General features: G+C 59.6%; 21 protein-coding genes. 12 read left to right on the top strand and 9 right to left on the bottom strand.

Going from position 1 to position 22,518, the window contains the following annotated elements; all coding sequences use genetic code 11:
• Positions 1 to 36: 36 nt before the first annotated feature.
• The 6 genes from purL to EDE09_RS22450 all read left to right on the top strand — a co-directional run bounded on the left by purL (position 37) and on the right by EDE09_RS22450 (position 5,449).
• Entirely contained in the window at positions 37 to 2,244 is a 2,208-nt protein-coding gene (gene purL, locus EDE09_RS22475; protein ID WP_132412991.1) for a phosphoribosylformylglycinamidine synthase subunit PurL, read from the top strand.
• Positions 2,245 to 2,386: 142 nt separating this feature from the next.
• On the top strand, positions 2,387 to 3,070 hold the full coding sequence (locus tag EDE09_RS22470; protein ID WP_112803187.1) for a hypothetical protein: 684 nt from the start codon (positions 2,387 to 2,389) through the stop codon (positions 3,068 to 3,070).
• Positions 3,071 to 3,191: 121 nt separating this feature from the next.
• Positions 3,192 to 3,428: a BolA family transcriptional regulator gene (locus tag EDE09_RS22465; protein ID WP_105370010.1), complete on the top strand. Its 237-nt coding sequence runs from the start codon at positions 3,192 to 3,194 to the stop codon at positions 3,426 to 3,428.
• A gap of 7 nt (positions 3,429 to 3,435) precedes the next feature.
• Positions 3,436 to 3,663, top strand: coding sequence for a hypothetical protein (locus EDE09_RS22460; protein WP_105370011.1), 228 nt, complete (start codon positions 3,436 to 3,438; stop codon positions 3,661 to 3,663).
• Positions 3,664 to 3,779: 116 nt separating this feature from the next.
• Positions 3,780 to 4,115, top strand: a complete 336-nt coding sequence (gene grxD, locus EDE09_RS22455) for a Grx4 family monothiol glutaredoxin (RefSeq protein ID WP_105370012.1) — start codon at positions 3,780 to 3,782, stop codon at positions 4,113 to 4,115.
• 128 nt (positions 4,116 to 4,243) lie between these two features.
• Positions 4,244 to 5,449 (top strand): multidrug effflux MFS transporter, encoded by a 1,206-nt coding sequence (locus EDE09_RS22450; protein WP_105370336.1) that lies wholly within the window; start codon positions 4,244 to 4,246, stop codon positions 5,447 to 5,449.
• A gap of 35 nt (positions 5,450 to 5,484) precedes the next feature.
• Here the strand turns inward: EDE09_RS22450 and EDE09_RS22445 are convergent, their stop codons facing one another.
• The 5 genes from EDE09_RS22445 to EDE09_RS22425 all read right to left on the bottom strand — a co-directional run bounded on the left by EDE09_RS22445 (position 5,485) and on the right by EDE09_RS22425 (position 14,008).
• Positions 5,485 to 6,309, bottom strand: coding sequence for an inositol monophosphatase family protein (locus tag EDE09_RS22445; RefSeq protein ID WP_105370013.1), 825 nt, complete (start codon positions 6,307 to 6,309; stop codon positions 5,485 to 5,487).
• A gap of 9 nt (positions 6,310 to 6,318) precedes the next feature.
• Positions 6,319 to 7,182: a tRNA 2-thiocytidine(32) synthetase TtcA gene (ttcA, locus tag EDE09_RS22440; protein ID WP_112803185.1), complete on the bottom strand. Its 864-nt coding sequence runs from the start codon at positions 7,180 to 7,182 to the stop codon at positions 6,319 to 6,321.
• A 54-nt stretch (positions 7,183 to 7,236) separates the two neighbouring features.
• Entirely contained in the window at positions 7,237 to 9,897 is a 2,661-nt protein-coding gene (gene alaS, locus EDE09_RS22435) for an alanine--tRNA ligase (protein WP_112803183.1), read from the bottom strand.
• Positions 9,898 to 10,080: 183 nt separating this feature from the next.
• Positions 10,081 to 11,169 carry a recombinase RecA gene (recA, locus tag EDE09_RS22430; protein WP_105370016.1) on the bottom strand — a complete coding sequence of 363 codons (1,089 nt, stop codon included), beginning with the start codon at positions 11,167 to 11,169 and terminating at the stop codon, positions 10,081 to 10,083.
• A 241-nt stretch (positions 11,170 to 11,410) separates the two neighbouring features.
• Positions 11,411 to 14,008, bottom strand: coding sequence for a PAS domain-containing sensor histidine kinase (locus EDE09_RS22425; protein WP_132412989.1), 2,598 nt, complete (start codon positions 14,006 to 14,008; stop codon positions 11,411 to 11,413).
• A gap of 249 nt (positions 14,009 to 14,257) precedes the next feature.
• Between EDE09_RS22425 and EDE09_RS22420 the strand changes: the two genes are divergently transcribed.
• Positions 14,258 to 15,241: a flagellar biosynthetic protein FliO gene (locus EDE09_RS22420; protein WP_112823771.1), complete on the top strand. Its 984-nt coding sequence runs from the start codon at positions 14,258 to 14,260 to the stop codon at positions 15,239 to 15,241.
• An 86-nt stretch (positions 15,242 to 15,327) separates the two neighbouring features.
• Here EDE09_RS22420 and dksA read toward each other — a convergent pair whose 3' ends face one another.
• Positions 15,328 to 15,747 carry an RNA polymerase-binding protein DksA gene (gene dksA, locus EDE09_RS22415; RefSeq protein ID WP_105370020.1) on the bottom strand — a complete coding sequence of 140 codons (420 nt, stop codon included), beginning with the start codon at positions 15,745 to 15,747 and terminating at the stop codon, positions 15,328 to 15,330.
• Between the two features lie 269 nt (positions 15,748 to 16,016).
• Here dksA and EDE09_RS22410 point away from each other — a divergent pair, with 269 nt between their 5' ends.
• The 4 genes from EDE09_RS22410 to EDE09_RS22395 all read left to right on the top strand — a co-directional run bounded on the left by EDE09_RS22410 (position 16,017) and on the right by EDE09_RS22395 (position 19,822).
• Entirely contained in the window at positions 16,017 to 16,526 is a 510-nt protein-coding gene (locus EDE09_RS22410) for a histidine phosphatase family protein (RefSeq protein ID WP_112798383.1), read from the top strand.
• A gap of 93 nt (positions 16,527 to 16,619) precedes the next feature.
• The gene (locus EDE09_RS22405) at positions 16,620 to 18,089 is read left to right on the top strand and encodes a YcjX family protein (protein ID WP_112798530.1); all 1,470 of its coding nucleotides are present in this window, start codon (positions 16,620 to 16,622) and stop codon (positions 18,087 to 18,089) included.
• A complete protein-coding gene (locus tag EDE09_RS22400) occupies positions 18,086 to 19,162 on the top strand; it encodes a TIGR01620 family protein (protein ID WP_112798385.1) in 1,077 nt (358 codons plus the stop codon). Before EDE09_RS22405 ends, EDE09_RS22400 begins: the two co-directional genes overlap by 4 nt.
• 105 nt (positions 19,163 to 19,267) lie before the next feature.
• Complete coding sequence (locus tag EDE09_RS22395; RefSeq protein ID WP_105370023.1) at positions 19,268 to 19,822, top strand: hypothetical protein; 555 nt, start codon at positions 19,268 to 19,270, stop codon at positions 19,820 to 19,822.
• 11 nt (positions 19,823 to 19,833) lie between these two features.
• Here EDE09_RS22395 and folK read toward each other — a convergent pair whose 3' ends face one another.
• From folK to folP, 3 genes are read right to left on the bottom strand one after another with little or no spacing between them, the layout of a single operon-like run.
• Complete coding sequence (gene folK, locus EDE09_RS22390; RefSeq protein ID WP_205839292.1) at positions 19,834 to 20,376, bottom strand: 2-amino-4-hydroxy-6-hydroxymethyldihydropteridine diphosphokinase; 543 nt, start codon at positions 20,374 to 20,376, stop codon at positions 19,834 to 19,836.
• Positions 20,345 to 20,710 carry a dihydroneopterin aldolase gene (folB, locus tag EDE09_RS22385; RefSeq protein WP_132412987.1) on the bottom strand — a complete coding sequence of 122 codons (366 nt, stop codon included), beginning with the start codon at positions 20,708 to 20,710 and terminating at the stop codon, positions 20,345 to 20,347. The genes folK and folB overlap by 32 nt, the downstream gene beginning before the upstream one ends.
• A 2-nt stretch (positions 20,711 to 20,712) precedes the next feature.
• Positions 20,713 to 21,510 (bottom strand): dihydropteroate synthase, encoded by a 798-nt coding sequence (gene folP / locus EDE09_RS22380; RefSeq protein WP_112798387.1) that lies wholly within the window; start codon positions 21,508 to 21,510, stop codon positions 20,713 to 20,715.
• Between the two features lie 190 nt (positions 21,511 to 21,700).
• Between folP and EDE09_RS22375 the strand changes: the two genes are divergently transcribed.
• The gene (locus tag EDE09_RS22375; RefSeq protein ID WP_162712324.1) at positions 21,701 to 22,312 is read left to right on the top strand and encodes a DUF922 domain-containing protein; all 612 of its coding nucleotides are present in this window, start codon (positions 21,701 to 21,703) and stop codon (positions 22,310 to 22,312) included.
• Positions 22,313 to 22,518: the final 206 nt, after the last annotated feature.

Here is a 22,518-nt window from a genome sequence, read left to right as displayed (position 1 = left end):
AGCGCCAAAGCTTGGCCCTGTCATCCAGAGTAGATCATGACCATTCCGAACAGCATCGCGATCACCCCTGAACTCGTCGCCTCCCATGGCCTCAAACCGGACGAGTACCAGCGTATTCTCGATCTGATCGGCCGCGAGCCGACCTTTACGGAACTCGGCATCTTCTCGGCCATGTGGAACGAGCACTGCTCCTACAAATCCTCGAAGAAGTGGCTGCGGACATTGCCGACCAAAGGTCGCCGCGTCATCCAGGGGCCGGGCGAAAATGCGGGCGTGGTGGATATCGACGACGGCGATTGTGTCGTCTTCAAGATGGAGAGCCATAACCATCCCTCCTATATCGAGCCCTATCAAGGCGCGGCTACCGGCGTCGGCGGCATTCTCCGCGACGTCTTCACCATGGGCGCGCGACCGGTTGCGGCCATGAATGCACTTCGATTCGGTGCACCGGATCATCCGAAGACCAAACACCTGGTCTCGGGCGTCGTCGCCGGCGTCGGAGGTTATGGCAATTCCTTCGGCGTGCCGACGGTGGGCGGCGAAGTGGAATTCGATCCGCGCTACAATGGCAACATCCTGGTCAACGCGTTCGCGGCCGGCCTCGCCCGCACCGATGCCATCTTTTATTCCAAAGCTGAAGGCGTCGGTCTGCCGGTGGTCTATCTCGGAGCAAAGACGGGGCGCGACGGGGTCGGTGGCGCGACGATGGCATCCGCCGAATTCGACGAGTCGATCGAAGAAAAACGCCCGACCGTGCAGGTCGGCGACCCCTTTACCGAAAAGTGCCTGCTGGAAGCCTGCCTCGAACTGATGGGAACCGGCGCAGTCATCGCCATTCAGGACATGGGAGCCGCGGGCCTTACCTGTTCCGCGGTCGAGATGGGTGCAAAGGGCGATCTCGGTATCGAACTGGACCTGGATAAGGTTCCGGTGCGCGAAGACCGCATGTCCGCCTATGAGATGATGCTCTCGGAGAGCCAAGAGCGCATGCTCATGGTGCTGAAGCCGGAGAAGGAAAAGGAAGCCGAGGCAATATTCCATAAGTGGGGCCTCGATTTCGCAATCGTCGGCAAGACGACGGACGACCTGCGCTTTCGCATCCTGCATCAGGGCGAGGAAGTGGCGAACCTGCCGATCAAGGAACTGGGAGACGAGGCGCCGGAATATGACCGCCCCTGGATCCAGTCGAACGGCCGCGCTCCCCTTCCCGCATCGCAAGTTGCCGCACCGGCAGACTACAATGACGCCTTGTTGAAGCTCGTCGGCTCGCCGAACCAGTCCAGCCGCCGCTGGGTGTGGGAACAGTATGACACGCTGATCCAGGGCAATTCGCTGCAGCGTCCCGGTGGCGATGCCGGCGTGGTACGCGTCGACAACCATCCGACGAAAGCCCTCGCCTTTTCCTCCGACGTCACGCCCCGCTATGTCGAGGCCGATCCCTTCGAAGGCGGCAAGCAAGCTGTCGCCGAATGCTGGAGAAATATCTGCGCGACCGGCGCGGAACCGCTCGCCGCCACCGATAATCTCAATTTCGGCAATCCGGAAAAGCCTGAGATCATGGGCCAGTTGGTCGGTGCCATCAAGGGTATAGGTGAAGCCTGCAAGGCGCTCGATTTCCCCATCGTATCCGGCAACGTGTCGCTCTACAACGAGACGAATGGCATCGCGATTCTTCCGACGCCGACAATCGCTGGTGTCGGCCTGCTGCCCGACTGGCAGAAGATGGCGAAGATCGGCTCGGCCAGTGAAGGCGATCGGCTGATCATGATCGGGACCGACGGCAGCCACCTTGGCTCCTCGATCTACCTGCGCGATATCCTCGACACGATCGACGGTCCGCCGCCGGAAGTCGATCTCGCCGCCGAACGCCGCAATGGCGAATTTGTCCGGTCCATGATCCGCAACGGTCAGGTCACCGCCTGCCACGACATTTCCTCGGGCGGACTTGCCCTTGCTTTGGCAGAAATGGCGATGGCATCGGGTAAAGGCATGAAGGTCAGCCTCAAGGAACAGCGCGGACCGGCGCATGCTCTTCTCTTCGGTGAAGATCAGGCACGTTACGTGATCGCCGTGTCGGCTGACTTGGCCAACTTCGTGCAGGCGAGCGCAGAGAGCACAGGCGTACCATTCCGGCTGCTCGGAACAGTGACCGGGAAAAATCTGATTGTCGATGAGCTTCTCGATGTCTCAGTCACCGACCTTGTGAACGCCAACGAAAGCTGGTTTCCACAATTCATGGCCTGAACCAACTGAATTCCAGCGACAATTCTCCAGAGACAACAGCGAAATCCGCTGTTGTCTCTGATATTTATGGCTCCGCAGGGATTGATGGACTCGATCCTGCCGCGTAAAAATCCATGTTTACGAACTGGATATCACGCGAAAAATGCACACACGGATCCTGGCCTGGTTGCGGTCGTCAGGCCCCACCTGGCAATACAAGCGCATCTGGCTTGACGCGCTCATCGTTACACTTTGCCTGAACGCCCTCGCTTGGCTGATCTTCGCAAAGCTGGGAATGCCCACTTCCGTGATCTTCGCAGAGGACGGCCCGATCGAGGATCTGCAATCCTTGTCGCTGGCGATCACCGCATTGCTGGGGATCGTTGCAGCCACAAAGACACGCATATTGGCTCGCTTCGTCGCCACTGCTTTAACTTGTATTTCAGTCGTCTTCTTTGCTCGCGAGATGCCAATATGCCGTGGAAGTGTGACAGTTTATTGCGTCTCGAAGACGTGGCTGCCGATTATTATCGCAGCAGCTGTTCTGATCCTACTGATCGCGACGATCGTTTTCGAGTATCGTCACAGAGGTGGCATCTCCCGCGCCATTCATCCCCGCCTCTCATGGCCGTTGGGGTTCGCAGCCGTGGTACTCGGTCTCAGCCAGCTTGCCGAGCAACTGGACATCGTGGTGATGGAAGAAAGTCTCGAATCCTATGGCTTCATGATTCTCACTTTCAGTGCTGCCTGGATTTTCCGCTTTTCGAGAAGTCAGCAGGTCGAACCGCTTGGAAAACGCGCCAAGGCGAGCCTCACCCGGTTCAAGCACTCGCTCTCGAATCATTGAGCTTCAGAGGCATCTGAAATCTGAGGTTTTCCGCTATCCCGCTTTGACCGAAGAACGGGTTTGGGGCACTCTCTCCTAAAAAAGGTCCGCATGAGTCTGCGGAGGAGAAAAGGAATACATCATGGCAATGCGACCCGGTGAAATCGAAGATCTGATCAAGGCAGGCATTCCAGGTGCCAGGGTGACAATTCGGGACCTCGCCGGCGATGGCGATCACTACGCAGCCGAGGTGGTGGCGGAGCAGTTCCGCGGCAAAAGCCGCGTGCAACAGCATCAGATGGTCTACGAGGCGCTGAAGGGCAATATGGGCGGAGTTTTGCACGCTTTGGCTCTACAGACATCAGCTCCCGCAGATTGAGCTGACGATGCCCGACCTTATCAAGGAGATCATCACGGGCGTGGTGGAAAATGTCGTGAAGGAGCTTCTGAAGAAGTCCCACGGTCGCACAACCACCAAGCGGAAAAAACGACAGACGCGATCTGCTTCGACCGGCCGCTTCGTCAAGAAAACATCCCGCGCCACACGGCCGGCCCGGAAACAGGTTAGCCGCCGGCGCACCGCTGCAAGCCGCAGCAAGCAGCGCAGTCGCTAGATACGCCTCGCAGGCCATACCGAGGTTATTCCGCTGGAATTCCACCGGCCACATTGCTATTTAGGGAAGATAACGCAGCGCAGCGGTCCTTGAAACCGCATGTGAAAGGATATGACATGAGCGGAATTAACGAATTCATCGACAACGAAGTGAAGACGAACGACGTCGTTCTCTTCATGAAGGGCACGCCCCAGTTCCCGCAGTGTGGCTTCTCGGGCCAGGTCGTTCAGATTCTCGACTATCTGGGTCTGGACTATAAGGGTGTAAATGTGCTCGCCGACGCGGACATTCGCCAGGGCATCAAGGATTATTCCAACTGGCCCACCATTCCGCAGCTTTATGTCAAGGGCGAGTTCGTTGGCGGTTGCGATATCGTCCGCGAGATGTTCCAGTCGGGCGAGCTGCAGAGCCATCTCCAGGAGCAGGGAATCTCCGTTCGCGGCGCAGCATGAATGCGCCGGGCGACGCCCCAGATTTTTGAGAATGAATTTCAAGGCGCCGCTCCCACGGCGCCTTTCCCATTGTTTAGGAAAGTGCTGTGACAAATTTTTCACAAACGGCCGTTGATCGCTTGCGCGGCATGAGCCGGCCCGAGTTCATAGCAATGATGGCTATGCTGATGGCTCTCAACGCGCTTGCCATCGACATCATGCTTCCGGGACTTCAAGAGATTGGCGCCTCGCTCGGCGTCGAAAGCGAAAACCACCGGCAATATGTGGTTTCTTCCTATATTTTTGGACTCGGTGTCGCCCAGCTCCTGTATGGACCGCTCTCCGACCGCTTTGGCCGGCGCATACCCATGCTGTTCGGCATCGGAATCTATGTCGTCTGCTCGATCGGCATCATCGTCGTTCCCTCCTTCGCCACGATGCTTATCCTGCGCTTCATCCAGGGCGCTGGCGCCGCTGCTACGCGTGTCATCACCATCTCCATCGTCCGCGACGTTTATGGCGGTCGTGCGATGGCGGAAGTCATGTCGCTTATCATGATGGTGTTCATGATCGTACCGATCATCGCCCCCGGAACCGGACAGGTCATCATGTTCTTCGGCGAATGGCACCTGATCTTTGCGTTCATAGCGGTCATTTCGCTTGCCATGGGCTTCTGGATGTATGTCCGCCTGCCCGAGACTCTTGATTCCGCCGACGTCAGACCTTTTACGGCCTCCTCTATCCTCGATGCGTTCCGCATCGTGCTGACCAACCGGATTGCGCTCTGCTACACGATCGCCAGCACCTTCATCTTCGGGGCATTGTTCGGTTTCATCAATTCGGCGCAGCAGATCTATGTGGGAATCTATGAGCTCGGGATATGGTTTCCGGTCGCCTTTGCGGCGGTTGCCGTCTTCATGTCCCTGTCTTCCTTCCTCAACGCTCGCTTCGTCGGTCGTTTCGGCATGCGGCGCCTCTCCCACGGCTCGCTTTTCGGCTTCATAACGATCACCTTCATATGGATGCTCGTGCAGATATTCGGCCCGCAGCCGATGCCGATCCTGCTGTTCCTCGTCTTCTTTTCTCTCGCGATGTTTCAATTCGGTTGGATCGGGTCCAACTTCAACTCGCTGGCCATGGAGCCGCTCGGACACGTCGCCGGCACGGCTTCTTCGGCGCTTGGCTTCATGAGTACGGTCGGCGGATCATTTATCGGCGTGGCCATTGGCCAGGCTTTCGACGGTACTGCGCTGCCACTGGTCGTCGGCTTCTTTTCCGTCTCTATTGTCGGATTGATCTTCGTGCTGATCGGCGAGAAGGGAAAACTCTTCCAGCCGCATAACCCACGGGTCTAGCGTTGGACCGTCGAAGGCCGGAATGATCGAGCCGTTTAGTGCCCGATGATCTCGTCGCGCAGCATCTGCCAGCTCTCCTTGTCGGTGGCGACGAGGAGGCCGCCATCGACGTGGTGCGGGCGATAGGCTGAGCCGTCGAAGCGGGCGATATAACCGCCCGCCTCGGCAGCGATCAGCGTACCGGCCAGATGATCCCAGGGCATCAGCTTATTGTAGAGTACGAACTGTACGTGGCCGCCCGCGAAGGTGCGATATTCGTGAGCCGAGCAGCGATAGTTTGCAAAGAATCGGACCTTGGCGAGATTGCCGAGGATGCGTTCGCGATCTTCCCCGAAGAAATAGCCGGGCGAAGCCATGCCGACCATCGCATCGATCGCACGGGATTTGGCAACGGAAAGTCGGATCGCCTCGCCATCCGGCCGGCGCAGAAAAGCACCGGCACCCTTTTCAGCCATGATCCAGTCGTCACCCATGGGATCATAGATGATGCCAGCAATCACTTCGCCCTTCCACACGACCGACGCCATCACGCCAAAGGCCGGAATGCCGGAGGCGAAGTTGAAAGTGCCGTCGACCGGATCGACGACCACCGCGAATTCCGCATCGGCGAGTTTGCCGAGCAAGGACGGATCGGCGGCAACCGATTCTTCCCCAACGAAAAGCGCACCGGGGGCGATCGCCTCCATCTCGCGCCGGATCAAGCGCTCTGCCGCTTCGTCCGCTTCCGTCACCAGATCGGTCGGCTCGCTCTTGGAGCGGACATCGTCATTTCCCAGCCTTCGGAAGCGCGGCAAAATCTCGGATTTGGCAGCAAGGCGCAAAAGGTCGGCAAGCTTGGTGACGTCTAGCGGAGGGGTCATTGAAAAGTCTCAGGTTCTTGTGGCTTGGAGGCCGGAAAAATCGAAAAGTTTCGGGTCGAGGAGGTGGGACGGATTGACATGGGCAAGAGCTCGCAGCATCGCGTCCTTGCGGCCCGGCATGCGAGCCTCGATATCCACAAGCATCGCCTTCATCGCATTGCGCTGAAGGCCGTCCTGCGATCCGCAAAGGTCGCATGGGATGATCGGAAACTGCATGGCGGAGGCAAATTTTGCCAGATCGTCCTCGGCGCAGTAAGCGAGTGGCCGCAAGACCATCAAATCCCCTTCATCATTCAGAAGCTTTGCCGGCATGCCAGCGAGCCTGCCGCCGTGGAAGAAGTTCATAAAGAAGGTTTCCAGAATGTCCTCGCGGTGATGCCCGAGAACGAGAGCATCACAGTCCTCCTCTCGCGCGATCCGGTAGAGGTTGCCGCGCCTGAGCCTCGAACAGAGCGAACAATAGGTCGCGCCCTCCGGCACCTTCTCCTTCACGATGGAATAGGTGTCGCGATACTCGATCCGGTGCTTCACGCCGATCGACGCAAGGTAATCCGGCAGCACATGTTTGGGAAAATTCGGCTGTCCCTGATCCAGGTTGCAGGCCATCAATTCGACCGGCAGAAGGCCGCGCCATTGAAGATCCAGCAGGATCGCCAGCAGGGAATAGGAATCCTTGCCCCCCGAAAGACCGACGAGCCAGCGCTTCTGGCCTTTCAGCATCTGGAAATCGTCAAACGCCTGGCGCACCTGACGGAGCAGGCGCTTGCGCAGCTTGTTGAACGAGACGGAACTTGGCGCGTCGCGAAACAGAGCGGGCAGCAGGCCGTCAATGGCCCCTTCAAGTTCGTCCTCAATCATGGCGTTCACGCCCATTGGTCTTCCCTTGAAGAGGGAAAGCGGGTTCAGCCCGCCTTCCCTGCAGATTGGTCAGGCGCCCAGCGCAGCCGCAACCGCCTCGAGCGCATCATTGGCCTTGGCGCCATCCGGACCGCCGGCCTGAGCCATGTCCGGTCGACCGCCGCCACCCTTGCCGCCGAGTGCTGCAGAGGCAATCCGCACCAGGTCGACCGCGCTGAAGCGGCCGGTAAGGTCAGGCGTTACCGCCACGACCGCACTCGCCTTGCCGTCTTCCGAGACGCCGACCAGAGTGACCACGCCGGAACCGAGGTTTGCCTTACCTTCGTCTGCCAGCCCTTTCAGGTCCTTGGCGTCGATGCCCGCCAATGCCTTACCCATGAATTTGATGCCTGCGATTTCGCGGACATCATCGGTCGAACCGCCCTGCCCGCCACCCATGGCGAGCCGGCGCTTCGCTTCCGCCAGTTCCCGCTCGAGCCTGCGCCGTTCGTCGACCAAGGCCTCGACTCGGGAAACGAGGTCGGCCGGCTGCACCTTCAGTGCACCGGCAAGCGTCTTCACCCGCTCATCCTGCTCGGCAAGATAGGCACGGGCCGCTTCGCCCGTGACGGCTTCGACACGGCGCACGCCAGCTGCCACAGCACTCTCCGAAAGGATACGCACGAGACCGATATCACCCGTTGCGTTGACATGCGTTCCGCCGCAGAGCTCGATGGAATAGGGCTTGCCGGCTTTCGGGCCCGCAATGGCCTTGCCCATCGAGACGACACGCACCTCATCGCCATACTTTTCGCCGAACAAGGCCATAGCGCCTTCCGCGATCGCGTCATCGACGCTCATCAGGCGGGTGGCGACCGGCGCATTCTGAAGGACGATGGCATTCGCCATGTCCTCAACCTTCTGCAATTCCTCGGCTGTCATCGGCTTCGGATGCGATACGTCGAAACGCAGACGTTCCGGCGCCACCAGCGACCCCTTCTGGGCGACGTGCGTGCCCAGCACCTCCCGCAGCGCTTCATGCAGGAGGTGGGTGGCGGAGTGGTTGGATCGGATACGCGACCGGCGGACATGATCGACCGTCAACGCGACCGCCTCGCCCACCTTCAGCATACCTGCAGCAACCGTCGCGGTATGGACAAAGAGACCCTCGCCCTTCTTTTGGGTATCCGTAACATTCAGCGTGGCATTGTCGGTGGAGATCACACCGGTATCGCCCATCTGTCCGCCGGATTCGCCATAAAACGGCGTCTGGTTCACGACGACCTGAACTTGCTCTCCGGTAGCAGCGCTCTCAATCGTCTTGCCATCCCGCACGATCGCCTGCACCACGCCTTCAGCGGTCTCGGTATCGTAGCCGAGGAACTCGGTCGCGCCGAATTTCTCCTTGAGCTCAAACCAGATCGTCTCGGTTGCCTTGTCGCCTGAGCCGGCCCAATGGGAGCGGGCTTCGGCTTTCTGCCGCTCCATCGCATCGGTGAACCCGGAGATGTCCACGCCGATTTCGCGAGCACGCAACGCATCCTGCGTCAGATCAAGCGGGAAACCATAGGTGTCGTAGAGCTTGAAGGCAGTTTCTCCGTCCAACATGTCGCCCTTACCGAGCGTCGTTGTTGCATCGGAAAGGAGAGAAAGTCCGCGCTCGAGCGTCTTCCGGAAGCGGGTTTCCTCAAGCTTCAGCGTCTCGGCGATCAGCGCTTCGGCCCGGATCAGTTCCGGATAGGCGCGGCCCATTTGCTGCACCAGCGTCGGCAGGAGTTTAAAGAGCAGCGGGTCACGAGCGCCGAGAAGCTGCGCATGACGCATGGCGCGGCGCATGATGCGGCGGAGCACGTAACCACGACCTTCATTGGACGGCAGAACGCCGTCGGCAATCAGAAAGGCGGACGAACGCAGATGGTCGGCGATGACGCGGTGGCTGGCCCGGCGTTCACCTTCGGCCTTGACGCCGGTCGCCTCCTCCGAGGCTGAAATCAGCGCGCGGAAAAGGTCGATGTCATAGTTGTCGTGTTGCCCCTGCAGAAGAGCCGCAACCCGCTCCAGGCCCATGCCGGTGTCGATCGACGGACGCGGCAGATCGATCCGCTCCTCCTTCGTCACCTGCTCATACTGCATGAAGACGAGGTTCCAGATCTCGATGAACCGGTCGCCATCCTCCTCCGGCGAACCGGGAGGACCTCCCCAGATATGGTCGCCGTGATCGTAGAAGATCTCCGAGCACGGGCCGCAGGGGCCAGTATCACCCATGGCCCAGAAATTGTCGCTTGTCGCAATACGAATGATCTTCTCGTCAGCCAGCCCAGCGATCTTCTTCCAGAGGCCGAAAGCTTCATCGTCCGTATGGTACACGGTCACCAGCAGGCGGTTCCGGTCGATGCCGAATTCCTTGGTGATCAGGTTCCAGGCGAGCTCGATCGCGCGTTCCTTGAAATAGTCGCCAAAGGAAAAATTGCCGAGCATCTCAAAGAAGGTGTGGTGGCGCGCGGTATACCCCACATTGTCGAGGTCATTGTGCTTGCCGCCTGCGCGCACGCATTTCTGCGCGGTGGCAGCCGTCGAATAGGGGCGCTTTTCCAGACCGGTAAAGACATTCTTGAACTGCACCATGCCGGCATTGGTGAACATCAGCGTCGGGTCGTTGCGCGGCACCAGCGGACTTGAGGCCACGACCTCGTGTCCATTCTTCTGGAAATAGTCGAGAAAGGTCGACCGAATTTCATTCACGCCGCTCATGCTAGGCCCTTTTTACCGCCGGATGCGATGCTGTTATTCGAAACCAAAGGCTTGTATCGTCCGCACCCCCAACTGTCCAGCCGCTCCACCCCCCAACCGAACGAGAAACCGGCCGCTCATCTTTCGATGGCGGCCGGCTCAAAAGTAAGCGGCCAGGGAAAACCCTGAATGCGGCGGAACCGCTTACATTTCTGCGGCGGCGTCGCCGTCGTCGGCATCCGGCCCGCCATTTTGCAGGAAGCGATCGGCGATCAGGCCCGCATTCTGGCGGAGCGACATCTCGATCTCGCGGGCAAGCTCTGGGTTGTCGCGCAGGAAGAGCTTCGCGTTCTCGCGGCCCTGACCGAGACGCTGGCTGTTGTAGGAGAACCAGGCGCCGGACTTCTCGACAATGCCGGCCTTGACGCCGAGGTCGATCAGTTCGCCGGTCTTGGAAACGCCTTCGCCATACATGATGTCGAATTCAACCTGCTTGAAGGGAGGCGCCATCTTGTTCTTGACGACCTTCACGCGCGTCTGGTTGCCCACGACCTCTTCGCGTTCCTTCACCTGGCCGATGCGGCGGATATCCAGACGAACCGAAGCATAGAATTTCAGCGCATTGCCGCCGGTGGTGGTTTCCGGAGAGCCGAACATGACACCGATCTTCATGCGGATCTGGTTGATGAAGATGACCATGCAGTTCGAGCGGGAGATAGAGGCGGTCAGCTTACGCAAAGCCTGGCTCATCAGGCGGGCCTGCAGACCCGGCAGGCTATCACCCATCTCCCCCTCGATTTCGGCGCGCGGTGTCAGCGCTGCGACCGAGTCGACGACGAGAACATCGACGGCGCCGGAGCGGACCAGCGTATCGGTGATTTCAAGCGCCTGCTCGCCCGTATCCGGCTGCGAGATCAAGAGATTCTGGAGATCGACGCCAAGCTTCCGTGCATAGACCGGATCGAGCGCGTGTTCTGCGTCAACGAAGGCGCAGATGCCACCCTTCTTCTGCGCTTCGGCGATCGTCTGCAATGCGAGCGTCGTCTTGCCCGAGCTTTCCGGGCCGTAGATCTCGACGATGCGGCCCTTGGGCAGACCGCCAATTCCGAGTGCGATATCGAGGCTCAGAGAGCCCGTGGAAACCGTTTCGATCTCGACGATATTCTCGTTCGAGCCGAGCTTCATGATCGATCCCTTGCCGAAGGAACGTTCGATCTGCGACAGTGCCGCTTCCAGCGCCTTGCTCTTGTCCACGCCTTTTTCCTCTACCAGCCGCAAACTATTCTGTGCCATGGATCCCATCCTTTAGGTTATTGCCGCCGCGCAAGCAATGAAGCAGCCGATAAAGCTGATGTACCTATTTTGTTCTCATTTGGCAATAGCCGATCAACAGTTTGACGGAAAATAGCTATTCGGCTTCCGTTCCCGTCATGTTCACGCCAATGAATCACATGGAAATTCACTTGAGAAAACAAACGTCTCGCTGCAATTGCGGGACGAATCGCGGAAGTTCGGAATTTCGATCGGCATCTTCCTAATCCGAATCGAGCATTTCCCGGACGGCGACGGCGAGCTGTTTCAGCGAGAACGGCTTCGGCAGGAAACCGAATTTGGCATCGGCCGGCAAGTTGCGGGCAAACGCATCTTCGGCATAGCCGGACACGAAGATGAATTTCAGGTCCGGATACGATTTGCGGAGCTCGGCAAGCAGCGTCGGTCCGTCCATCTCCGGCATCACCACGTCGGAGACGACGATGTCGACCCTACCCTCCAGCTCTTCCATGATGTCGAGCGCCTCTACGCCGGAACCCGCCTCGTGGACCGTGTAGCCGCGCGTCTCCAGCATCCGCTTGCCGCCGCGACGCACCGCCTCCTCGTCCTCGACCAGAAGCACGACTGCGGACTTTCCGGTGAGGTCCATGTCCTCGGCGGCAGACGCCGGCGGAACAGGCACGGAAGGCGCTGGCTCGGCGGTAGCCGCAGCTCCTGGAATGACCGCAGGCGTCTCGGGAATGTGGCGCGGCAGGAATATCCGGAAACTGGTCCCGCGACCGACTTCCGATTCGGGATAGATATAACCGCCGGACTGCTTGACAATGCCGTATACCATCGAAAGGCCAAGCCCAGTTCCCTTCCCGACTTCCTTGGTGGTGAAAAAGGGTTCGAAGATCTTGTCCATGATTGCAGGCGGGATTCCCGTGCCGGTATCGGAGACCTCGACCATGACGAAATCTTCCGAAGGGAGGTCGGCCTGGTGGAAATCCGACGCCTCCTCCGCAGACACATTGCGTGTCTTGATCAGGATCGTCCCGCCAGTCGGCATTGCGTCGCGGGCGTTGACGCACAGATTGATCAGCACCTGTTCGAACTGCGAAAGGTCGGTGCGGACCGGCCACAGGTCACGTCCGTAATCCACTTCCAGCTTCACATTCGTGCCGGAAATCAGCCGGTCTACCAGCATGCGCAGGTCACCGACGACATCCGTGAGGTTCAGCACCGCCGGACGCATGGTCTGCTTGCGCGAGAAGGCAAGCAACTGCCGCACTAGCACCGCCGCACGATTGGCGTTCCGCTTGATCTCCATGAGATCTGCAAAACTCGCGTCCGAGGGACGCGCCTGTAAAAGAAGATGGTCGGAGGAAAGCAGGATCGCCGTCAAAACATTGTTGAAGTCGTGGGCGATGCCGCCTGCCAGCGTTCCCACCGCGTTCAGCTTCTGGGTTTGGGCCATCTGGGTCTCGAGCGCCTTTTGCTCGGTCGTCTCCACGGCGTAGACGATGGCCGCTTCCTCGGGCGCCTCGTCGCTCTCGTCGATCACGGCATTCACATAAAAGCGCACATAACGATTCTCATCGCCCGGATGGCGAGAGTCAATCGGCGGAATGTCCCCCTGCCGGTCCTTGGCGGCGGCAAGCGCCTGCATCAGCTGCTGGCGTGTGTTCTCGTGCACGATGCGCTCGAGTTCCACGCCCGAGTCGATCTCGTCGCGCGAAACCACCCCTGCAAACAGCTTGAGGAACGGTGCGTTGATGCGGAGGATTTTGCCCGCGCCGTCTACTGATGCGATCGCCATCGGCGTATTGTTGAAGAACCGGGTAAACCGCATGGCGGACGCGGATTGATCCCCTTCCCCGCCCTTCGGCCGCGCCAGCACGATCGTGCGGCTTTCGCCCGGCGCGCCATCGCGGGTGGCGCTGACATTGTGCACAAGGCGAACGGGCAGGCTCTGGCCGTTGGTGCGGCGCAAATCGAGGTCCAGGGTTTCCGTCCGTTTCAGTCCGGGGGCCGCCTGAACGGACTGGATCAGCGCCATGCCCTCGCCTGCCACCATATCCGCAATCGTCATCGAGCGCGGCGTGAACTTCGTCAGATCGATACCCAGCCATTCGGCTAGCGTCGCATTGAGGTAGAAGATCTCGCCCTTCCGTCCGGCAGAGAAAAAACCGGCCGGGGCATGGTCAAGATAATCGATCGCGTTCTGCAATTCGCGGAAGAAGCGCTCCTGATCCTCGCGTTCGGAGGTGATGTCGGTGATTTGCCAGATATCGAGTTGGCTCTTGCCGGAAGCTCCAAGTAGCCGCGCCTTGAGGCGATACCAGTGCGCACCGGAACCGTTGCCCGTCGCTCGACCGAGCGGCTGCAGCAGCCTGAACTCCTCATGCCCCTCGCGGCCTTCCCGCAACGCGGTGGTCAAACGGTAAAGAGCCTCCGTCGATTCGCGGGTCCTGGAAAGCAGCGCTTCCAGCGATTGCACATTGCTCGCCTTAGTCGCACCGGTCATCCGGCCATAGGCGGCGTTGGCGTAAAGAACACGCCCCTTGGGATCAGTAATGAGGATGCCGTCGGGATGACTGGCTAGAAAACCGCGTGCCAGTTCGTCCGATCGCGATTGCGGCATGAGCTCGACGAGGCCTATCAGGGAGGAGACAAGAAAAAAAATCCCCACCATGGCAAGAATACCGAGCAGACCGAGCACGACCTCATTGTCGAGTGCGTGCTGGAACAACACAAAACCGGCCGCAACGCCGCAAAGCACGAGAGCCAGAAGAACGATCCGGACGATGGTGCCGCCGCGTGCGCTCCGTTCCACCAATGGCGCTTCGTAGTTGCCGCCTTGCTGCAACTTCGTCATCAATTCCTCGCATTTCGGCCAGCCTCGCGGCCCTGGTCACCCGCGGGAAGAATCCCGCGATTCCTTCTTAGCAACTTGCATAGTCGGCAAAAAGCTCCACAAGGCCACAAAACCCGGGACAGTTTGCCAAGCTGACCTATCTTTGTCATTTCAGGCCGGTTGTCAGGTTTGACAACGGCGATCGGCAGCTTGCCTCGGCAGGAAAAAAATCGTCTTTTACGCCAGCATTCGCATGAGGAGTGGCAACACATGTTCGGAGACCTTTTAGGCACCTATGGCAGCCGCCTCGTGATCGCCGTCGTCGGAGTGGGTGTAGGCCTTCTCCTGCTAGCAGGCGTCTTGTGGATGATTCGCGGCCGAAACGGTCCGTCTCCCTTCGTTCGAGGCGGAAAGAACCGTCAACCTCGGCTTCAGGTGCTTGATGCCGCTGCGGTCGACACGCGCCGCCGCCTCGTCCTCGTTCGCCGCGACGATATCGAACATCTGATCATGATCGGCGGCCCCACCGATATCGTCATCGAAAGCGGGATATCGACCGCCGCCAACTTGACGCCGGCAGCGTCTTTACGTCCGGTATCACGCGACTTGCCTTCCGCCCCCCCCGCCGAACCACCTGCGGAAAACCGGGCAATGCCGGTCGAGCCGCGTCCGGCCCCGCCCCAGCGACCATCTGCAGCGGAACCTCGGGGCCAGGCCGTTCGGGAGGGTCTCCCGCTTCGCGAGCCGCCCCGCTCATCGTCAGCGATGCCCGTGCGGGCCGCAGGAACGTCGGCCCCAGCCTCAACCGCAGCGCCGAAAGTAGAATTGCCTGCTCGACCGGCGCCCGAGGCACAGGCCGAACCGTCACGACCGATTGCCGCTTTGGCGGCAGCCGCGACCACCGCCCATCCCCTCGCCAGCTCGACCAATAGAATTGATGTCGCGCGTCCAGAGGTGTCGCAGGACGCTGAGGAGTCGCGCATCGTGCCAGTCACCCCGCAAACGGTCCCTGCATCGCTCCAGTCCGCGGCGGACAAGCCGCAACAGCTCGGCAGCGATTTTGACCGGCTGCTCGAGGAAGAGATGGCGCACAACTTGGCCACCCGTGACCCGGCAATCCTTGGCCAGTCGAACCGCCGGACGCCGCCTCACGAGGCGGCCGTGCCGCTTGTCACTGGCGCAACACCCGAACCGTCCTTGCAAACCGAAGTTACCCGGATCTTCGGCGAAATGTCCGCGACCCGCGATAAATAGTTCGGCGCTCCATCCGGCGACTTGCACAAACAAAGAAGGCACGGAAAAACCGTGCCTTGAACTAGTTCGCTGCAGAACCGGAAAATTTATTCGTCTCGATAGACCTTTTCGCGGCGCTCGTGGCGTTCCTGGGCCTCGATCGACAGCGTCGCAATCGGACGAGCGTCGAGCCGCTTGAGGCCGATTGGCTCTCCAGTTTCCTCACAATACCCGTAGGTGCCATCGTCGATGCGCTGAAGGGCGGCGTCGATTTTGGAAATCAGCTTCCGCTGACGGTCGCGGGCACGAAGTTCGATAGCTCTGTCGGTTTCAGAGGAGGCCCTGTCCGCGAGGTCCGGATGATTGGCGCTTTCTTCAGCCAGATGGCCCAGGGTTTCCCGCGCTTCTCTCAGGATGTCATTCTTCCAAGCGATCAATTTTGCCCGGAAATACGCTTTCTGATTTGCATTCATGAACTCGTCGTCTTCCGAGAGCACATAATTGCCAAGATCGATCTTCTCACTCAACGCGATTCTCCTGAAGAACATCTCATGCGGCGCCTCTATATCCTATTCAACTATGCTGGTTCAAGCCTTGCGCCGGTCTTTAAAGCATTTTTAAAATCGTCATAAAAATCAGCTAAACGGCTATTTTTTATGCTTTTATTTCCCTGCTCCTATCTTCTTCAGCCGCATCCGACAGACTTGTAGTGCGAAACGCCGGAACTTCCCTGGAGTTGACGAACATCCTGCCGAAAGGCTAACCATCCATTCCAATCTCAGTTCCGGCGCCGGGTATGACGACGATCACTCCTCCTCCTTCCCGCATCTATCTCCTGCGCCACGCCAAATCGGGCTGGGCGGAGCCGGGCCAGCATGATTTCGAGCGGCCGCTGGATAATCAGGGTTTTGCAGAGGCTGAAATCGTCGCAGACAAAGCCGCGGACCGCAGTTATCTGCCTGAGACTGTCATCAGTTCGACCGCCGTGCGCTGCCGCCAGACGGCCGAGGCGATCCGTCGCGCCGTCAGCGAGATGATCGAGCCGATTTACATCGACGAACTCTACAATGGCTCCCTCGGGACCTATCTGGCCATTCTCGAAGGTCAGAAGGAAAGCCAATCGGTAATGCTGATCGGCCACAACCCGACGATGGAAGAGCTTCTGGAAGCACTGATCGGCTCAGATCAGATGATAGCCACCATTCCAGGCGGCTATCCGCCCGCCGGCCTCGCGGTTCTGGACTATCGCGGGTTCTCCGCCGGCACTGCTGCCGCTTGGACCCTGGTGGATTTTTTGACGGCCTGAGGGGCTGACGTGACCAGGTAAGATACTGCGTCGCCTTTGCGTCGCTTTCTGCGCATCCTATATTATCGGAAACTCTGGACCCGGAACGACATTTTGCCGCCTTCGCTTACCAGCCTTACCGATGACGCCCGCATTGCGCTCGACAATCTCGCCGACCGCGCCTCGGGTCTCATCCATCCGACGATCAGACTTGGTGTTACCGGCCTGTCGCGCGCCGGCAAGACGGTATTCATATCCTCGCTTGTCCACAATCTGCTGAACGGCGGCCGCCTGCCGCTTTTCGAAGCGATGCGGTCCGGCCGGATTTCAGCGGTCAGGCTCGAACCGCAGCCGGACGATGCAATACCACGCTTCCAATACGAGGACCACATCCAGGCATTGGTGCGGGACCGAATCTGGCCAGATTCCACGCGAGCCATTTCGGAACTGCGCATCACGCTGGATTATGAGAGCGCGAGCGGCTGGAACCGCATGTTCTCCCGCGGCCGAATCTCGATCGACATCGTCGACTATCCAGGCGAATGGTTGCTCGACCTGCCGCTTCTCGCCCAAGACTTTCGCGAATTCAGCGACAAGACCGTAGCGCTTGCCGGCACCGGCATCAGGAAGGCTCTCTCGGAGGAATGGCTGGCGCTGGCGGCGAGCGTCGATCTGGACGCACCGGCCGATGAAATGACGGCGCGCCGACTTTCAGAAAGCTTTGCCGCCTATCTCAGGGCCTGCAAGGCTGACGAGCGTTCCCTTTCCACCCTGCCCCCCGGTCGTTTCCTGATGCCGGGTGATCTGGAAGGTTCTCCGGCGCTGACATTTGCGCCCCTGCCGAACTTGCCTGCAACCAAGGCACCCAAAGGCTCGCTCAGGGCGATGATGGAGCGGCGTTACGATGCTTACAAAAACGTCGTGATCAAACCCTTCTTCCGCGAACATTTCGCCCGACTGGACAGGCAGATCGTCCTTATCGACGCACTGCAGGCCATCAATCGCGGCCCCGAAGCGGTGCAGGATCTGGAGCGCGCACTCGCGGACGTGCTCACCTGCTTCCAGCCCGGCCATAACAGCTTTTTCTCGTCTCTGGTCGGGCGCAAGATCGACAAGGTTCTGGTGGCGGCGACGAAGGCCGATCACCTGCACCACGAAAGCCATGACCGGCTGGAGAGGCTGACCGGCCGGCTCGTGGATCGGGCAATCCAGCGGATCGGCATGGCCGGCGCCGGCATCGAAGTCATGGCGATCGCCTCGGTCCGTGCCACCAGGGAAGCCACGGTGAAGGAAGGCAACCATCTTTTGCCGGTGATCGTCGGCACGCCAATTGCAGGCGAAACGATCAATGGCGAATGCTTCGACGGAAACAGAAAAACAGCTATATTTCCCGGTGATTTGCCTGAAAATCCTGATTCGCTGTTTCAACATCTCGATGAACCAAATGCGGAGCTTCCGGAACTCAACGTCGTGCGTTTCCGCCCGCCCGCACTCCATGAGACGAATGGCGGCATAAAACTCTCCGTTCCGCATATCCGATTGGACCGCGCCATGCAGTTTCTATTTGGAGACCGCCTCGCATGAGACCGCCCGAAAAATCCGAGAGCGGCACCCGTCGGCCTGCTTCCTTCGATGTGGAAGAAAAGAACACGCCGCAAAGCGATGTGGTTACACCCGCTCGGCGCAGTCCGCGCAGTTTTGCCGATGACGTCGCCATCACACCGGACGAGCAGGATCCATTCATCTCACCCTCCGAGTTAACCACGGAAGCGATCCCTGTTGCCCAGCCTCGGGCCCGAAGAAGATTTTCCTTCGCCAACCTCGCGATCGGCGCCTTTGGTACCTTCCTGTCGCTAGCCTTCGGCCTCTGGGCCGATCGCGTCATCCGTGATCTCTTCGCGCGCGCCGATTGGTTGGGTTATGCGGCACTGGCCGCGCTCGGGCTTGGAATGCTCGCGCTGGCGGTGATCGTGGGGCGCGAAATATTCGGAATGATGCGGCTTTCGGCCGTCCAGACATTGAAGGTGGAGGCGGAGGAAGCGGTCCGATCCCCCCGTCCGCTGGCCGCGCGCTCGGTCGTGGCCGCACTCGGCAAACTGCTTAGTCACCGCGCGGAGACCGCCAGGGGCCGCACGGCGCTTGACGCCACCAAGGACGAAATCATAGACGGCCCGCAGCTTCTCGATCTCGCGGAACGGGAACTGCTGGCGCCGCTCGATCGTAAGGCCCGCTCGCTGATTCTCGGCTCAGCCAAGAGAGTCTCGATCGTCACGGCCGTCAGCCCGCGCGCCATTGTCGATCTCGCCTATGTGCTCTTCGAAGTCACGCGGCTCATCCGGGCCATGGCCGAGCTTTACGGTGGCAGGCCCGGAACCTTCGGTCTGCTGCGGCTCATGCGTGACGTAATTGCGCATCTTGCAGTAACTGGCTCGATCGCGGTTGGGGACAGCCTTGCACAGCAGGTCCTGGGCCATGGATTGGCCTCGAAACTCTCAAGCCGGCTGGGTGAAGGAGTGATCAATGGCTTGCTCACCGCCCGCATTGGAATTGCTGCGATGGATCTCTGCAGACCGTTGCCGTTCAGGGCAGTCAAACGGCCTGGAATAGGCGATTTTCTTTCGGATATCGCGTCGATCGGCGGTTCCAAAAGTGAATGATCGGCGGGCGCAGGATGGCGCAGCCTCCGTCGCCGATACCACTCGTTAACCATTCCAGCTTAAATTACAGGCCTCTTACAGTCGCTGCTTGCCAGAGGAAAGTTTATGTATCCGCGCTTCTTTTCGCTTCTCGGCGGGCTCGCCGTTCTAGCCGTTGCGGCAACCTCCGCCATGGCGCCCGAAGCCGAGGCTGCTCCCCGCGACAAGGCCTTCTTTCAATCGGTCGCCGGCGTATGGAAGGGGCCTGGTGAAATCGTCGCCGGCAAATACAAGGGCACGAAATTCAGCTGCAATCTGACTGGCGCTCCCACGCCGGAGGGAGACATCGGTATCAAGCTCGACGGGACCTGCCGCGTCGGCGTTTTCCAGCAGCCCATGTCTGCCGTCATCACCCAAAACGGCCGTGGCTACACCGGAAGGTTTCTGGATGGTGCCGATGGCAAGGGACTTGATATCATTTCCGGTTCGGTCAATGGCGACAAGGTGGTCATGGGCATCAATCGTGCCAAGCTCAATGGCGCCATGGTCGCCAGCCTGCGCGACGAAAACAAGATGAACATCACCATTTCGGTCAAGGTCGAGGACCAGATGGTACCCGTTATCGGGCTTTCCCTGGATCGCGACATGGATTCGATCGCGGTCGGCTCGATCAAACAGTAGACGGCGCGCGCTTACACGCGCCGCCACCAGTCCCGGCTCTCCTCCGCGACCTTGATGCCCGCCGTATCGACGTTTTCAAGCCAGTCGCGCACCACCTTTCCCTTCACGATAAGATCAGGCGCGACGTCCGCAAGCGGCATGATCACGAAGCCGCGCTCCGTCATCCGCGGATGCGGCACTTCCAGTTTCGAGGTCTTCATTTCACGAGAACCATAAGTCAGGATGTCGATGTCGATGATGCGCGGCCCCCAACGCTCCAGACGCACGCGCTTCATTGCCCGCTCGATCGATAGACAAATTTCGAGCAGATCCTCCGGATCGAGCCGCGTTTCCACCAGCGCGCAACAATTGAAAAAATCCGCCTGATCCGTCTTGCCCCATGGCGGCGTGGAATAAAGTCTGGAGACCGATACGACGCGGCAGCTATCCCTCGCATCCAGTTGTCGCAAAGCTTCCGCCATTGCTGCCGGCGGGTCGCCTATATTGCCTCCCAACCCAAGCGCAGCAATATGCAAGGCGTCTTCAGGCAAAGTGTTCAACACGGACCTCTGCATAATCCAGGATGCCCGGAATCGGGACACTTGGCTTGCGCACCGTAATATCCGCACGCCTGATCTGCGGGGACCATGCACACAATGCCTTGGCCACGTCTTTAGCAAGCGTCTCAATCAGGTTGCGGCGGTTCTGGGTCACGACCCTCTCCACGATTTCGTAGGCTATGCCGTAATGAACCGTGCTCGCGACATTGTCATTTTCGAGAGCGTCGTCCGCCTCCACGTCCATCACCACGTCCAGGAAGAACCGCTGGCCAAGAGACGCTTCCTGCTCGAAGGCACCGTGCTTTGCATAAAAGCCGCAGTTTTTCAGCGTGATAGTATAGATGCCCATGACTAGCCTCTCTTCTCTTCACCGGCCCAGGCCGCCGCCAGCACGGCATCCGCCATCCTCAGCGCATCCAGGTTGGCCGCGACATTGTGAACACGGAATATGGACGCGCCTGCAAGCCTCAACATGGCGGTGGTTGCGGCAGTGCCGATATCGCGTTCGTCCGCCCGCTCGCGGCCCGTCACGGCGCCGATGAAGCGTTTGCGGGACGTGCCGGCCAGCAGTGGAAAACCAAGCCGGTGCAACTCGGGAAAGCGGGCGATCAATTCCAGGTCATCGTCCTTGTTCTTCGCGAAACCAAAACCCGGATCGAGCACGATCGCCTCATCCGGCACCCCAGCCTTTCGTGCAATGCTCACGGACTCCGTCAAAAAGAACTCCTGGTCGTCGATCCTGTCGGCAAGCCTCTCCTGCTCCCGTCCACGGCCAGTATGCATGATGCACACCCCGGCGCCTGTCGCCGCAGCGACATCGGCAATAAGGGGCTCGCGTTGCAGGCCGTGCACGTCGTTGATGATATGGGCGCCGGCTGCGACCGCGAGCCTGGCTGTCTCGGCGCGGTAGGTATCTATCGAAATGAGCGCGTCCGTCTCAGCGCGCAGCTTCTCGACCACCGGCAGGACACGATCCTGCTCTTCGGCAGGCGCAATTTCGGCCGCACCCGGCCTCGTTGATTCACCACCGATATCGAGGATGACTGCGCCGTCTTCTACGCAAGCCATCGCATGAACGAAGGCGCTTTCCAGAGTTGCGTGACGCCCGCCATCGGAAAACGAATCAGGCGTGACATTGATGATCGCCATGATATGGCCTTGAAAACCGAGTTCGAGGGTTCGGCCGTGCCCCACGCGCCACGTGCTGTTGCAGCGCGATACCACCCGCCGCCCATCTGTCGAAGGATCACGCAAAATTTGATGCCTTTATGTTGCGCTCCTTCTGGCTATGCCCCAAGCTAACCCCAAGTTCAACGTCGCAGGCCCCAGAATGTTTTTGATGCGCAGAGTCCACCGACTTTTCGGTGCAATTCTTGTCTCCTGCGTGATCTCTGCGCCAGCCACCGCCGAACCTCTGATCAGCAAGACCTATTCCTATTTCCGGATCGGCGGTCGCACGGCGGAAGACCTCGACAAGGAATTGGAGAAACGAGGACCGATGACCCGCACCTCGGGCCATCGCCATCCCGGTGCGACCGAAATCAAATTCGGGGGCGACGCTACCTACGTGGAAAAGGGCGGCAATTGCTCAATCGGCGGCGCTCGTGTGACGCTTCGCACCCGCATCATACTTCCCCGCTGGAGCAACCGTGGCCGGGCCGCCAACGACCTCCGCTTCATCTGGGATACCCTGTCGGCCGATATCAAGCGGCACGAGGAGAGGCACGCCGAGATCGCCCGCAACCACGCCCGTCAGCTGGAAAGAGAGCTATTGGCGCTTCCCTCCCAGAAAAGCTGCGACGCGTTGGAAAAACGGGTGGCGGACACGACGCGCCGTATTCTGGAGGCGCATGACCGCGAGCAGCTGCGATTCGATCAGGTCGAGGCAGCCAATTTCGATGCCCGTATGATGCGACTGCTGCAATACCGCCTGAAACGGGGCGGCAAATAGACCACCCGCGAACCTTTTGCGAAGCTTGCGCATCATCCTGTCAATGACAGGTGATTTATGGTGATAGTCTAAAATACGAATCTCGGATAGAAGTAAGACATAACTTACCTGCCGCATGTTTCAGAGATTGGGGCGGAAGGTATAACCAATCAGCGCGCTATCGGTACCGCCGGGCGTCGCAAGCAGCGGTTTCAAGCGTTCCGCGT

Source organism: Neorhizobium sp. S3-V5DH (genome assembly GCF_004343065.1).
In the GTDB taxonomy this organism is placed as follows: Bacteria; Pseudomonadota; Alphaproteobacteria; order Rhizobiales; family Rhizobiaceae; genus Neorhizobium; species Neorhizobium huautlense.
Note: the sequence above shows the minus strand (reverse complement) of the source record. Positions and strands in the feature narration are given on the sequence as shown.